The sequence below is a fragment of the Rhodococcus globerulus genome (assembly GCF_019334125.1).
GTDB lineage: Bacteria > Actinomycetota > Actinomycetes > Mycobacteriales > Mycobacteriaceae > Rhodococcus_F > Rhodococcus_F globerula.
In genome coordinates, this window is sequence record NZ_CP079698.1 from 218,679 (window position 1) to 234,321 (window position 15,643).

4 protein-coding genes are annotated in these 15,643 nt (G+C 63.6%); all 4 read left to right on the plus strand.

Annotation, left to right across the window (positions count from 1 at the left end; all coding sequences use genetic code 11):
* Nucleotides 1–17: 17 nt before the first annotated feature.
* From KYT97_RS00970 to KYT97_RS00985, 4 genes are read left to right on the plus strand one after another with little or no spacing between them, the layout of a single operon-like run.
* Complete coding sequence (locus tag KYT97_RS00970; RefSeq protein ID WP_219111597.1) at nt 18–12,470, plus strand: non-ribosomal peptide synthetase; 12,453 nt, start codon at nt 18–20, stop codon at nt 12,468–12,470.
* Nucleotides 12,470–13,483 carry a Fe2+-enterobactin ABC transporter substrate-binding protein gene (locus tag KYT97_RS00975; protein WP_219111598.1) on the plus strand — a complete coding sequence of 338 codons (1,014 nt, stop codon included), beginning with the start codon at nt 12,470–12,472 and terminating at the stop codon, nt 13,481–13,483. Before KYT97_RS00970 ends, KYT97_RS00975 begins: the two co-directional genes overlap by 1 nt.
* Nucleotides 13,480–14,793 (plus strand): enterobactin transporter EntS, encoded by a 1,314-nt coding sequence (entS, locus tag KYT97_RS00980; RefSeq protein WP_219111599.1) that lies wholly within the window; start codon nt 13,480–13,482, stop codon nt 14,791–14,793. The genes KYT97_RS00975 and entS overlap by 4 nt, the downstream gene beginning before the upstream one ends.
* On the plus strand, nt 14,790–15,632 hold the full coding sequence (locus KYT97_RS00985) for a siderophore-interacting protein (protein WP_033234871.1): 843 nt from the start codon (nt 14,790–14,792) through the stop codon (nt 15,630–15,632). Before entS ends, KYT97_RS00985 begins: the two co-directional genes overlap by 4 nt.
* Nucleotides 15,633–15,643 lie beyond the last annotated feature (11 nt).

A 15,643-nucleotide genomic window follows, 5' to 3' on the forward strand; every position in this document is an offset into this window, starting at 1 on the left:
GCGGCGAAAGGATCAGTGTGAGCGTTTTTCCAGGTTCGAACTCCATCGAGGCAAGCGAGAATTTGCTTGCACTGACAGGAGCTCAGCTCGGAATCTGGAACGCGCAGAGACTTGATCCGGAATCGCGGAGTTATCTCGTCGGCGAGGTGCTCGAGATTGTCGGCGACGACGCGATCGATACCGCACTTCTGGCAGATGCCATCCGGGCGACGATCGGCGAGGCCGAGACCATGCGGCTGCACATGATCGAGACGCCTGACGGACCTCGACAGATCATTTCCGACGCTCCCGTCGGTGACATCCCGATAGTCGACCTGCGGGCGGAGCGTGACCCGGTTGCGGTTGCGCACGCCCTCGTCGACGCCGAACGAGGCCGGGCGTCGGAGTACTGCCGGGCGATGGTGGAACGCCCGCTGTACACGTACTCGCTGATCAGGCTCACCGATCGCGAAGTCTGGTGCATCCAGCTCTATCACCACCTGATCGTCGACGGATACAGCGCGGCAATGATCTCGCGCCGCGTGGCCGACCATTACACCGCGCTCGTGCGCGGAAGTGAGGTAGCACCAACACGATTCGGCTCGATCGAGCAACTGATTGCCGAGGACGAGGAGTACCGCGGCGGTGAGCAGTTTGCCGAAGACCGCGACTACTGGCGTGACGCCCTTACCCCGTTGCCGCCGTTTGACGGTCGAGGCAGGCAGGTTGCCGGTCCCGCCGAGCGAACCGTTGCGGTCCGCAGTGTGATGTCTGCCGACACCCTGGCCAAGCTCAAGGCAGTGGCGGCCACAACGGGTACGACCTGGGCCGAAGGTCTTATTGCCTGCTACGGAGCATTCTTGCATCGCCTGCTGGGTGAGTCGGACGTTGTCATCGCGATGCCGCTGATGGCTCGGGTCGGTCGCACGGCGCTCCGGACTCCCGCGATGGCTGTCAATGTGCTGCCACTGCGCCTGACGGTCCGCAGCGGTGACCGACTCGGCGACCTCAGCAAGCAGGTCGCGGCGTCGATGAAGAGCATGCGTGCTCATCAGCGATACCGCGGAGAGAACCTGGCCCGCGATCTCGCGGTGGCCGGCAGCGGTGCGTTGCTTCACGGAATCGGTATCAATCTCAAGGCATTCGACTTCGCATTGGACTTCGCAGGTGCTGTGGGCGTGCTGCGCAACGTTGCAGGCGGTCCGCCGGAAGACCTCGGCTTGACTGTTACACCCATTGCCGACGGTGAGGTGCTCCTCGGGTTCGAGGTGGACGCCCGCACCAACACTCGTGAATCCGTGGAACGACGCCTCGCGGGATTTGTCAGCATCATCGACGCGATGGTCGGGGAGGACGATCCGGCTGTCGGGCAGGTGGACGTACTCTCCGTCGCCGAGGCCGACCGGATTCTGGTCGACCGTGAGAGCGCGCCGAGCGCCGGCCGGATCGAGCAGGTTGCAGATGTGTTCGATCGTGTTGTCGCCCAACAGTTAGAGGCCACGGTCCTGGTGTGCGGCGACGATTCTCTGACCGGCGGCGAGCTGGGCGCTCGCGTCTACCGACTGGCGCGCGCGTTGCGAGCCCGGAGCGTCGGACCTGACGACATAGTCGGGATCGCAATACCGCGCACAGCCGACATGGTTGTTGCACTGCTCGCGACGCTCCAAGCCGGGGCCGCGTACGTGGCATTGGATCCGGAGCATCCGGTAGAGCGCCTGCGGGCTCTGATCGACGACGCTCAGCCCAAGGTTGTGCTGACCACTGGTGCACTGGCGGAGCAACTTTCGGGGGATTCCCGGCCGGATCCAGTAGTCGTGGAGTCCGAAACGCTCCGCGACGAACTCACGCGTTACTCCGATCTACCTATCTCCGCGAGTGAACTGGCTGCTCCGCGTCACGCAGACCACCTCGCCTACGTCATCTACACATCCGGATCGACGGGGACACCCAAAGGCGTTCTGGTGCGAAGCGGCGGACTCGCGCATTTGCTACACCACCACAGTGCGACGATCTACCGTGACGCTGCGAACCGAGTGGGCGGGCGACAACTGCACACCGCTCATACGGCCTCGTTTGCCTTCGACGCATCCCTCGACCAGCTGCTGTGGATGCTGTGTGGGCATCGAGTGCATGTGTACGACGAAGAGCTTCAGAAGGACGCCGACGCACTGGTTTCCGCGTTCGCGCGCGATCGGATCGATGTCGTCGACACCACCCCCTCGATGGCTACGGCACTGGTCGACAGTGGATTGTTGACGGGCGCACACCCACTTGCGTTGTTGGTTGTCGGCGGTGAGGCCGCGCCGCCTGCGCTGTGGGATGCGATCATCGCTGCGAACGTGCCGGCCCAGAACCTGTACGGACCCACGGAAGCAACCGTCGACGCGATTGCTACTTCCGTCCACGGCGCCGAACCCCGAATTGGCTACCCGCTCGCGGGAACTCGCGCGTATCTCCTCGACAGCGCGTTGAAGCCGGTTGCCGACGGCGAGCGCGGAGAGCTCTATCTGGCCGGTCCTCAGTTGGCCAGGGGATATCTCGGGCGGGAAGCCGCGACCGCTGAACGATTTGTTGCCGACCCCTTCGGGGCTCCCGGTGACCGCATGTACCGGGCCGGCGACCTGGCCCGTTGGGTGCCTGGCCGCGGATACGAATTCATCGGCCGCGGCGACAAGCAGGTCAAGATCCGTGGTCATCGCATCGAACTCAGTGAGGTCGAAGCGATTCTGGGTGCCGTGCCCGGCATCGGCGCGGCCGCAGCCGTCATTCGCACCGACGGTGGACGCCCCAGTTTGGTGGGTTACGTCGTGGCTGTGGCCGGTGCTACTTTGCCGCCGCAGGACGAACTGCGCCGTGATCTTGCGACGCGAGTGCCGGATCACCTGGTGCCTTCGGTTGTTGTTGTCTTGACTGAACTTCCCGTGACTGTCAACGGAAAACTTGATCGCGCGGCGCTACCCGCTCCGGTTCTGGAATCAGAAGGTCGTGCCGCATCCACACCCCGCGAGCAGATCCTCTGTGCTGTGGTGGCGGAGGTTCTGGGACGGGACCGAGTTGGTGTCGACGAGGACTTCTTCGGTCTCGGTGGTGACAGCATCACCGCCATCAGCGTCAGTAGTCGGCTACGTGTGCGCGGAGTGCTCATTGCTCCGAAAGAGCTTTTGGCGCAGCGCGATTTGGGGACCATCGCAGCGGCGGCCCGCGAGGTCGCCGACGATGACAACCGCGCCGCTGCTGTAGTCGACGTAGCGACCGGCTCAGTGATCGCACCACCGATCGTGCGCGCATTGACCGACAAGAACCCCACCGACGAGTCCATTGCCGGTTACGCACAGTGGACCGCTGTGCGTATCGACGAGATGGTCGCGTTCGACGACATCCGATCAGGGGTCCAGACGATCCTCGATCGCCACGATGCACTGCGACTTCTACTGCGACGGGGAACTGGCGGCGCCGCCACCGAATTGATCGTTCGTGACTCGGGTGCCGTGCGCGCAGAGGGGCTCGTGAGTGAGATCGCGGGAAGTGCTGACACTGAACTGATCCAGCGCACCGCCGAAGAAGCTGCGGCGCAACTCGATCCGCGTGCAGGCAATCTCCTGCGCGTAGTGTTGCTGCGAACCCCAACCGGTCACCCGGATCAGTTGATCGTCATTGCGCACCACTTGATCGTCGACGGCGTTTCCTGGCGGATTCTGCTTCCCGATCTGCACGAGGCAACCGATGCTGCGCGCGAACGTCGATCCGCCACGCTGGGTGTCTCAGGTAGTTCGTGGCGTCGGCACGCGGGCGTGCTCGCGGAGTTCGGGGCTTCGGGCACACTGCGATCCGAACTCGACTACTGGAAGACCGCCGCCGGCATCACGGCAATCGGCAGTGGGAGCGCTGCTCCGATCGGCGCTCGTCGACTCGACCCCACGACGGACACCGTGAGTACCGCGGCCCGCACCACAACCGTAGCGTCGGCAGCAGTGACCGAAGCGGTTCTGGCCACGCTTCCTGCGGCGTACCGAGCGCGGGTAGACGAGGTATTGCTGGCAGCGTTGATGTTGGCGTTGCGTTCGTGGCAGAACAGTCGTGGGCACGAATTGGGTCACACGCAGACGGTGACCGTCGAAGGACACGGTCGTGATCCGCTGACCGAAGACACCGACTTCGCCGGAACGGTCGGCTGGTTCACCAGCGAGTTCCCGGTATCGGTGCCCACCGGCGCGATTTCGAGCCGCGACGCACTGACCGACGCTCTGAGCGGTGGCGCGGCGGCCGGAGCTCTGCTGCGTAGCGTCAAGGAGGCGAAGCGCGCTGTTCCGGGCGGGGGCGTCGGCTACGGGGTACTTCGCTACCTCGATCCCGTTGCGGCGCCGGAATTCTCCGACGTCGTTGAGCCTGAACTTCTGCTCAACTATCTGGGACGCTTCCCGTCGTTGCCGGGAACCGGGTGGAGGCTACCCGAGCATGACGCGTTCTCCGTGATCGAACCGGCATCCAAGGCGATGTCGGAAGTGTTGGCGCTCAATGCGTTTGTTCGCGAAGACGGTGACCCCCAATTGGCTGTCGAGTGGACGGCAGCGGGCCGGGTGCTGGACGCCGCGATCGTCGATGAACTGCACGGACATTGGGACGAAGCTCTAGCGGCGCTCACCGCGCATGCAGCGCTGTGCGCCGGCGGGTTGACCCCCTCCGACTGCTCGGCTCATTGGGTCGATCAGGACGGCATCAATGAACTGGAGTCGGTTCACGGCCCGCTCGCCGATCTTCTTCCGTTGTCCCCGTTGCAGGAAGGGTTGCTGTTCCACGCCGTTCGAGATGGCGTTGCGGACGTCTACACTCTCACTGCTCGTTTTGATCTCACCGGACCGCTGGACGACGCGCGGCTGGCCGAAGCATTCGAGACGGTCATCGACCGGCATCCGAACCTGCGCGCGGCGTTCCACTACGAACAGTTCGATCGGCCGGTGCAGGCAATTCCGCGTTCGGCCAAGGTCGCCTGGCGATCGGTCGATCTGACGGCGGTACCGAAGGCGGCAGCACTGCGTTCGGCGCAGCGCCTGGAGGACGAGGCTGCCGAGCACATCTTCGACGTCGGACTTCCTCCGCTGCTGCGCGCCCTACTGATTCGTCTACCCGGTGATGTCCATCGGCTGATCCTCAATGCGCATCACCTGCTCACCGACGGCTGGTCCACGCCCATCGTCCTGCGTGAATTGATGAACGTTTACCACGACGGTGACGCCGGTCTGCCGGCGCCGACTCCGTACGGCGACTACCTGGCGTGGATCGCCGACCGCGACGAGGATGCGCAACGGGCAGCGTGGAGCAAGCGTCTGCGTGGGCTGACCACTCCGACGCTCGTTGCTGACGGACAGTCGGAACGAGGCGTGCCGGTGCAGGTTCCGGTACCGCTGTCGGACACGGACGCCTCGGCGTTGATCGAACTCGGACGCGCCCGCGGGTTGACTGTCAACACCCTGGTCCAAGGGGCCTGGGCTGCAGTCCTTGCCGAGCTGACCGGGCAGTGGGACGTTGTTTTCGGAGCGACAGTCTCCGGTCGTCCCGCCGATCTTTCCGGTGTGGAAGCTATGGTCGGATTGTTCAGCAACACGATTCCAGCGCGGTTCGACATCGCTACCGACGTTCCTCTTCTCGAGCAGTTTGCCGGTTTGCAGAACGCACAATTCGATATGCAGGACGTCGAGCACGCCAGCCTGGCGGAGATCGAGCGAATCGCGGGAATCGGGCAACTGTTCGACACACTTCTCGTTTTCGAGAATTTCCCGAATTCCGGAGCCGGCCAGCCCAGCTCGCACGAGCTGCGCGTCAGTAGCTTCACGAACCGTGGTGTCACGCACTACCCGATGACGCTGATGGCACCGCCGAGCCTGGGCCTCGATCTTGTGCTCTACCACGATCCTGTTGCCATTCCCGCAGACACCGCTGCGCGGGTGGTGACGCGATTGGGTGAGATTCTGGGCGGTGTTGTTCATTCGCCGTCGTTGCCCGCGGGGGACCTCCTCGACGTCGTGAAGCGCGTTTCGATGCGCAGACCATCCCCGGCGCCGATCAAGTCGGATGTGGCAGCGCCTGGCGCCGTAGATCCTGTCGTCGTGGACGCACTGTGCCGTTGCGCTGCAACGGTGTTGGATCTTCCCGTAGTGAACCCGGCTGATAACTTCTTTGCCCTCGGCGGTCATTCGCTGACCGCTATGCGTTTGGTGGGAAGCCTGCGCAAGCTGGGCTTACGCGTATCGGTTTCGGATGTGTTCGATACGCCGACCCCGTTGGGGCTGGCCGGCGTCGCGCGGATTGACAACACGAAGTTCGGTGCGCTCGAGCTGGACTCGACCGTGGCAGCGCCCGTGGATGGTGTCGGGGATCAGAGCGAGGCGCCGCGCGGCGGCGCCGAGCCGGGAAATCCTGACGACGAAGAGTACTGGGTTCAGGTGCTCGGCGGTCTGCCGCTCGACGTGGATCTTCCCTACGATCGAACTCCGTCTCCGGCGTACCGTGCCCACACGTACATTCGGCAGCTGGGCGAAACCGTCGACCGGGATTCGATGCTGCTCGCTGCAGTTGCCGCCGCGCTGAGTACCTTCGGTGCCGGCCGCGACATAGCGGTCGGATTGGTCGACGCCGAAGCGGAGTCGATCATCCGGGTCGATCTGAGCGGCCGACCGACCTTTACCCAGGTCGTGGACCGGGTCGAGAACGCCATGTCCGGCGCCGGTCTGCATTCCGACGTGAGTCTCGATCGACTCGCGAACCTCCTGGATCGTTCACGGGCAAGTCTGGGTGCCGCTCGCGTGGGGCATGCCGACGCAGTTGTCGATCTCGAGTTTGTGCGCGTTGGTTCCGAGATTCACCTGACCGTCAATGCCGAGGTGTACGACGGATCGACCGCGGACGCCCTCCTCGATACCGTGATCTCGGTACTCGAGCGCGGCGCCCGGCACGGGGACCTTCCCGTTCCCGAATTGCTGCCGACAGTGGCTCGTCCGCATAACGACCCACCGCGGCGAGTTGACGCTCCAGCGGGAATATCGATCCTGTTCGAGCGGAATGTCGTCGCAGTACCCGACGTCATCGCGCTGATCTCCGGCGAGTCGACGCTCACCTACCTCCAATTATCGCGCCGGGTGGACGAATTGGCGCGCGAACTTGTTGCCGCCGGTGCCGGGCCGGAGCAGGTTGTTGCCGTTGCCCTTGACCGATCCGTGGACCTGGTCGCAGCACTGCTGGCTGTTCTGCGTGTCGGCGCGGTGTACCTGCCACTCGATGTCGATTATCCGGCCGAGCGGCTCGAATTCATGATCGAGGACGCGGCACCTGTTTGTGTTCTGACGAGTTCCGATGTGGCAGGGCAACTTCCTTCGACTGCGCCGGCGGTGGTGCTCGTGGACGCAGCACAGACGAGTTCGGATGTTGTTCTTGCAGAACCGCGACCGGCCGGTGAGCACCTTGCCTACGTCATCCACACCTCGGGTTCGACGGGTCGACCCAAGGGAGTGATGGTCAGCACTGCCAATCTCGCGGCGTTCGCCGAGACTGTGATCGGCGATCAGTGGATCAGGCCAGGCGATCGCATTCTTGCGGTGACGACGGTGTCGTTCGATATCGCCGCGCTGGAATTGTTGTGTCCGCTGGCTGCCGGTGCCACCGTTGTGCTCGCCGATCGGGGGACGGTCCGTGATCCGGATGCCCTGCTCGAGTTGATCACGCAAAGCCGTGCCACCGTCATGCAGGCAACTCCGTCGCTGTGGCGAGTTGTCACGGAACACGAGAATGCGCATCGCCTTCTCCAGGTTCGAGCGTTGGTGGGTGGAGAAGCACTTCCGCAAGACCTGGCCGATGATCTGGTGACATTCTGCCCCTCGGTGCGCAACGTGTACGGACCCACGGAAGCGACAGTGTGGGCGACATCGGCGGTACTCGATCGCGATGATCGGGTCACGATCGGGCGACCATGGACCGACGTCCACGCACGGGTACTCGACGACGATCTGCGGAACGTTCCGGAAGGTGTTGCAGGCGAGCTGTACCTGGGCGGTTCGCAGGTGGTACGCGGATACTTGAACCGACCCGATCTGACGGTCACCAGGTTTGTGGCGGATCCGAGCGTGCCGGGCGCCCGCCTGTACCGCACGGGTGATCTGGTTCGACGCAGGAACGGTGTGTTGCATTTCTTGCGACGTGCGGACGATCAGGTGAAGGTCCGCGGGTTCCGTATCGAACTCGGTGAGGTCGAGGGCGCGCTCTGCGGTGTGAGTGGTGTATCTCGAGCGGCAGCCACCGTCCGAGTAGATGCGGCAGGCATCGGAAGTCTGCACGGATACGTGGTGGCTGAAGTCGGTACCGGCCTCGATTCGGCTTTGGTTCGCAAGGAAGTTGCGCTGCTGCTTCCCGAACACATGGTGCCGCAGACACTGACGGTGCTGGATGCGCTTCCGTTGACGCTCAACGGAAAAGTCGACCGCAAGGCGCTTCCCGAAACGGCGCCGGATCGGTTGCGGCACCCCTTGGTGACCGTCGACTCCGATCGGCGGATACGTCTCGACATTCTCAGTCCGGGTTGGCGGGATGTGTTGCCTCTCGGTCCGTTGCAGGAAGGCATGTACTTCCAATCGGTACTCGACGGTGCCGGCGGCACTGACGTCTACCACATGCAGCCGAAATTCACGTTCTCGGCGGAGGCCGATGTGGACATTTCTGCGCTGCGCGCGGCGGGTGATGCACTTCTGCGCCGCTACCCGAACCTGCGTGCCGGCTTCACTCACGCCGGGTTCGACGCTCCGGTTCAGTTTGTTCCGCTAGCAGCCTGCATGCCTTTCCGGGAAGTTGACCTGAGCACTACTCCGGTCGGCGAGATCGAGGGTGCAGTACAGGCACTCGACGAAGAAGAGTTCGCCACCGTCTTCGATCTGAGCGCTCCACCGCTGATCCGAATGGTTCTGGCGTGGTTGCCGGGCGGCGGCGCGCATCTCGTATTCACCCAGCATCACTTGCTGACCGACGGTTGGTCGCAGACGCTGATGTACGCGGAACTGTTTGCGCTGTACGAATATGCTCGTTCGAACGGCACAGATCCGGTCCACCTCGACTCGGCGTTGGAAACCCCGGCGGATTTCCGTGATCACCTGCGCTGGATCGCCGAGGCAGATCGCCCGGAGGCTCTTTCGTCGTGGAAGAATTATCTGGCAGACCTCGAACAGCCGACGCTTGTCGGCGGCACCGGTTCCGGCGGTAGTGCGCCTCTTCCGGTGTTCACGCGAGTTGTGTTGGAACAGAGCATCAGTAGTGACGTACGGGACCTTGCGCGCAGGACCGGTGTGACCCTGTCTACGGTTGTCTCCGCGGCCTGGGGACTGGCGCTGCGAGCAGTGACCGGTCGTGACGACGTGGTCTTCGGTTCGACGGTGTCCGGGCGTACGCCTGAGGTGGACGGCGCGGACCGCATGGTGGGTCTGGCGCTCAACACCATTCCGGTGCGCATGAATGTTCGCCCCGGGGAGCGGATCTCCGACCTCCTCGGACGGTTGTTCCGCGAGCAGGGTTCACTCCTCGAACATCACCATGTGGGTCTCGGCGACGTTCAGCGCGCGGCCGGATTTGCCGCACTGTTCGACACGCTCTACGTTTTCCGTAATACCCCTCGCGACGAACAGGCACGCCAGGACACGTTCGGGCGCAGTGGAATCGTCGGATTCGACGCGGTGGACGGCACCCACTACGCGCTCACACTCGATGTTGATCCCGGTGGGGGTGACGCGTCGATGGCGCTTGTTCTCGAGAACCGGCCGGATCTGGTTCCGGGCGATGTGGCGCACGACGTTCTGGCTCGTACCGAAGCCATCCTCGAACTGATGGCGCGTTCCGAGGCGGCGACAGTGGCCGACACGGCGGTTCCGCGCGCCCAGACGCCCACCGAGTTCGTGTCGCAGCACGTCACTATGCCCCTTCCCGGAGAGCCGGGCGGCAGCGTCGACGCGTTGCTGCGAGAACGAGCGTTGGCGACACCGGACGACACCGCACTCGTATTCGGCGATGTGACGTTGAGCGCTGCGCAGATGAATACGCGAGTTGATCGGTTGGCGCGAATACTTGCATCGTCCGGCGCTGGGCCGTCCGGCGTTGTTGCGCTTGCACTTCCGCGGACAGCGGATCACGTGGTGGCGATCTTTGCCGTCATGCGAGCCGGAGCTGCCTACCTTCCGTTGGATCTGGCGCATCCCGCCGCCAGGCTGCGGGAGTTGATCGAAGACAGCAATGCGGCCGTGGTGATCACCACCGCCGATCAACACGATCTCGTCGCTGCCGAGGGTCGGACAAGCATTGTCATCGACCTGCCGAGCATCGTTGACATTCTTGACGGCCGCGCCGAGACACCCACTGTTGCCGATGCAGCGGTAGGCGGTCCGACATCGGCGGATCAGCCTGCCTACGTGATCTACACGTCGGGCAGCACGGGCAAACCAAAGGGCGTCGTGGTGGGCCACCGCGGCCTGACCACGATGTACCACAACCACAAGGCCGAAATCTTCACGCCGACCGAAAACAGCGCTGCCGGGCGACGATTGCGTATCGCGCACACGGTGTCCTTCTCCTTCGACATGTCGTGGGAAGAACTGTTCTGGCTCCTCGCCGGTCATGAGGTTCATGTGATCGACGAGCAGGCGCGGCTGGATCCGGTGTCGTTGGTCAAGCACTACCAGTCCGTCGGCATCGATGTGGTGAACGTGACGCCCTCGTATGCACGGGAATTGACGGCGGCCGGACTTCTCGACGGTGATCACACTCCGGCGCTGGTCATGCTCGGCGGCGAAGCGGTTCCCGCGGAATTGTGGTCGCGGTTGCGTGATCAGGACGGCGTCGACGGCTACGACCTGTACGGCCCCACCGAGTTCACGATCAATGCGATGGGCTCGCCAGTTCGGGCAAGTGACACTCCGTGCTTGGGGCGGCCGATCCTCAATGCGTCGGCGCGGGTGCTTGATTCAGGCCTGCGCGAAGTCCCGCTAGGGGCGGCGGGGGAGTTGTACATGTCCGGTGACGGAACAGCGATGGGCTACCTCGATCGGACCGCTCTGACGTCGTCGGTATTTGTCGCCGACCCTTTCAGCGTCGGCGGGCGCATGTACCGGACCGGTGACGTGGTGCGTCGACGGCGCGACGGCGAACTCGAATACCTCGGACGCGCAGACCATCAGGTGAAGATCCGAGGAATCCGGATCGAGCTGGGAGAAGTGGAATCTGCACTGGCAGCGTGCCCCGGAGTGCTTCGCGCCGCGGCGACCGTTCGGCGTGACAACGGTTCAGCGCCACGGCTGATCGGCTACGTGATTCCCGAAACGGGTTGTGCACCGGGAGACCTCAGGGCGGTCATGCGGGAACGTGTACCGGCGCACCTGGTTCCGTCGGATATCGTCACCGTCGCTTCGATTCCGCTGACACCCAACGGAAAGCTGGATCGAGCGGCCTTGCCCGCGCCGCCGACCCGGGCAGCGGCGCGCGAACCTCACACCGAGACCGAAAGGCAACTGTGCCAGGTCTTCGCGCATGTTCTCGGTGTCGACACCGTCGATCCGGAAGAGAGCTTCTTCGACCTCGGTGGAGACTCGTTGCGTGCCATGCGTTTAGTGGGCGAAGTAGAACACGAACTCGGCGTCGGAGTGGGCGTGGGAACGTTGATGGCTCGTCCGAGCGTTGCCGAGCTTGCTGCTCATATCGCAAGCCCCCTTGACGTGGACCTCAGCCGTGATCACCTGGTGTCGCTGCGGGCCGAAGGCGCCGCCGAACCGTTGTTCTGTGTTCACCCTGCGGGCGGATTCGTGTGGCCTTTCGCACCGCTGACCGGGGTGCTCGAGGCTGATCGTCCGGTGTTGGGCCTGCAGTTGCCGACGCTCGCGGGCGACACCCTCGAAGCTACGAACGTGGATCAACTTGCATCGATGTATGTCGAGACGATTCGCGGCGTGCAACCGGACGGTCCCTATCACCTCCTCGGATATTCGTTCGGTGGCAACGTCGTTCACGCGATGGCTGCGCAGTTGGCGGAGGCGGGACACACGGTAGGATTCACCGGCCTGATCGACACCCACCCGCTCGGAACCAGGTCCGCTGAGAACCGGGAAGACCGCAGCACCGAACAGGACTTGGCAGCGGCACTCCCGCCGGAACTCCTTGCGCAGGCACCCGCCCTGGTCGAGTTGGTGCGAACCGGATTTGATGCCACTCGTTCACTGGCGTCGGGATCGGTGGACCCGAATTACGCCGGGTCGGTTACTCTGATCACCGCTGACACGGGTGTGTCCGGGGAAGTGCTGGCTGATCGCTGGCGCACAATCCGGGGGGACCAGGAACTTTCAGTCCACCACCTACCGTTCGACCACGCCGGATTGGTGACCCCAGCCGGTTGGGCGGCAATTGCGCCACTGCTCGACAGTCATCTGTCGCAGCTCACAAACCACACAGTTGGAAACACAATGGGAGTTGAATGATGAAGTCCACACCGCCCCTCGCGATTCGAAGTTGGCGACGATTCGTCGCGATTGCGGGTCTGTTGATCGTTGCACTCGTTGCGATGGTCGGTTGCAGCAGCGCGTCCTCGGACGAGCCTGCAAAGGCAGACGAACCTACGACGCGTGTGATCGAAACCGAGAAGGGTTCTGTCACCGTACCGGCGTCGGCAGAACGGATCGTGGTGCTCAGCGGTGGCCTCGCCGGTTACCTCTATGCACTCGACGCACCCGTAGTCGCAACCGACACACGCGTTTTGGGTGTGACGAACCTCGACGGCGGCTTCCCGCCGGCTTGGGCAGCGGATGCAAAGGCCCAGGGCACCAAGGAACTGCCCGCCGGTGAGCAGCTCAACATCGAAGCCGTCGCCGCAGCTGCGCCCGACCTGATCATCGGTGGCGGACAGGGTGTCACCTCGGTGCAGGCTGAGGAGCTCTACGACCAGCTCACAGCAATTGCGCCGACCGTCCTCGTGCCGCGCACCGTTGCCGCATGGGACAAGCAGCTCGAGATCGTCGCCGACGCCGCCGGACGCTCCGACCAGGTTCCGGCTCTGATGGATGCATACGACGCCAAGGTCAAAGAGGTAAAGGGCAAGATCACCGTTCCCGAGGGCAACGTCGTCTACATCCTCTCGCTCGCGAACAACAAGCCGTACCTCGTGCCGCCGACTGCCGCTCTGCCCGCAATGCTTGCAGAACTCGGATTCAAGGCCGACGACGTCATGACCAAGGCCGGAAACCCGCAGCTCTTCGGCTCGGGTGACTCGTTCGAGGTCAGCCCGGAAATGCTCTCGCAGGTTGCCGACGCCCCTGTCGCATTTGTCATTCCGGTATCCGGACGCCCGATGGCAGAACTTGCCACCGATCCGCTGTACTCGCAGCTTCCTTCCTTCAAGGCCGGAACGACGTTCGAGCTTCCCGCCACCAGCTACCGTCCTGACTACGACGGCGCAATGGCGACCCTCGACCTGATCGGTCAGACCTTCGGATGACCCGACTCGGTGGGCTGGTCATCGATGTATCACCATTGCGGACCAGCCGTCCCTTCCGGTACGCGTTCTCCGCGCGAATGATCTCGCTGCTCGGGATCGGACTACTTGTCGTAGCCGTTCCCGCGCAGACGTACCAGCTCACCAAGTCGACCTTGCAGGTTGCCGGAGTGTCCACGGCGATGGCCATCGCCATGTTCGTCGGCAGCCTGTTCGGTGGGGTGCTCGCGGATCGATACGATCGGCGACGCACTATCCAACTTGCCCGCAGCGCTGCGGGTCTCGGATTTGTGATCCTCGGGTGCAACGCTCTGCTTCCGCATCCGTCCATGTGGGTCATCTATGTCGCAGCGGCGATCGACGGCTTGGCCGGCGGCGTCAGTAGCTCGGCCCTGATGGCTTTGATGCCGGCGCTGCTGCCCCGCGAGAAGATGGCGGCAGCCGGCGCACTGGTGGCGTTGACCACCGATGTCGGGACGATGATCTCACCGGCGATTGCCGGAGTGATCATCGCCTCCGGCGGTATTCCTGTGACGTACTTCGTGGCCGCCGCGGCCACGGCGGGCACGGTTACTCTCTTCCAAGCTGTCGGACCGGCGCCGGCGCCCGGCACCAACCACGAAAGCCCCGTCCGCGCTCTCGTGACGGGAGTGAAGTTCGCGGGTACCCATACCGTGATCCGCGGAATCCTGATCAGCGGATTACTGGTCATGTTTGTCAGTGGTCCGATGGTCCTGCTTCCGGCCTTTGTCGACGACGTACTCGGTGGTGGCCCAACGATGCTGGGTCTGCTGTACGCGGCACCGGCAGTGGGCGCGGTGATCGGTTCGCTGACCAGCGGATGGACTGGGCGCGTTCACCGCAACGGCGCGGCTATGTTGATATCGGTCGCGCTCATGCCGCTCGGTTTGGTGATTCTCGGGGCTTCGGGGGCTGTATTCCTCGCCTTCCTCGGCCTTGCCGGATTCGGACTCGGACGAGCCCTCAACGACATCTTGCGATTCGCCGTCCTGCAACAGAACACGCCGGACGAATTGCGTGGACGCGTGTCGAGTCTGTGGATGGTGCAGGCCGTCACAGGTACGGCGATCGGGTCCATGGCAGCGGGATTCCTCGGCCAGTGGCTCGAACCGGGAACTGCACTGCTGGCCCTGGGTATTGCAGGCCTGACGTTGGGACTGATACTCCTCGCAACACTGGGTTCGGTGCGGCGGGTAACTTCAGAGGTAATCGTGCTCGATCGCCCAGACTCTCACCCAGAAAATGCGGTGCCCGTGGCCACTGCTGCGCGGGAAAAGGAAGGTAGTTCATGAATCGAGGAGACCATCTCGCGACCATTGCCGACGTGCTGGCGGGAACCAGCGGCGCAAAAGTGCCGTACCCCATCGGCATTCGTGAACTCGAAGTCGTTCGTAGCACCATGGTCGGATCAGGGTTGTTGCGGTTGACGTTGGGTGGACCCGAACTCGAAGGGTTCGAGTCGCATGCTCCGGATGAACATGTGCGGCTGGTCTACCCGAATGAGGACGGAACACTTCGCCTACCCGAGCGTGATGGGACAATGCTGAAATGGCCTAGACCGCTTCCGATCTCGCGTGAATACACCGTCCGTCGGTACGACCCGGATCTGGCGGAATTGGACATCGACTTCGCCCTGCACGAAGGTGGCTTCGCCTCCGATTGGGCCCAGGCCGTGACACCGGGTACCCGGATCCATGTGGCAGGTCCGCCCGGTGGCGTCATCGTGCCGTGGACGTACGACAGGTACCTCCTCGCCGGCGACATCACGGCGCTGCCCGCGATCGCCCGGTGGCTCGAGATGCTGCCGGAAGCTGCATCCGGGTGGGCGTTCATCGAAATTACCGACGCTTCACAGGAAATCGAGTTGACGGTCCCTGAGGGTGTCGAGGTCCGGTGGCTGCACCGCGGTGACGTTCCGGCCGGACATTCCGATCTGCTCGAGCAGGCAGTGCGAACTGTCACCGTTGCTGAAGATGAGCGTATCTACGCCTGGATATCCGGGGAAGCCACGAGCCTCAAGCCGCTTCGCAGGTTCGTTCGCGACAACTTGAAGTTGGACAAAGGCGACTACCTGATTACGGGTTACTGGAAGCGTGGCGTCGCAGATTTCGACGAGGACGACGAAGACTGAACCAGAAAGGC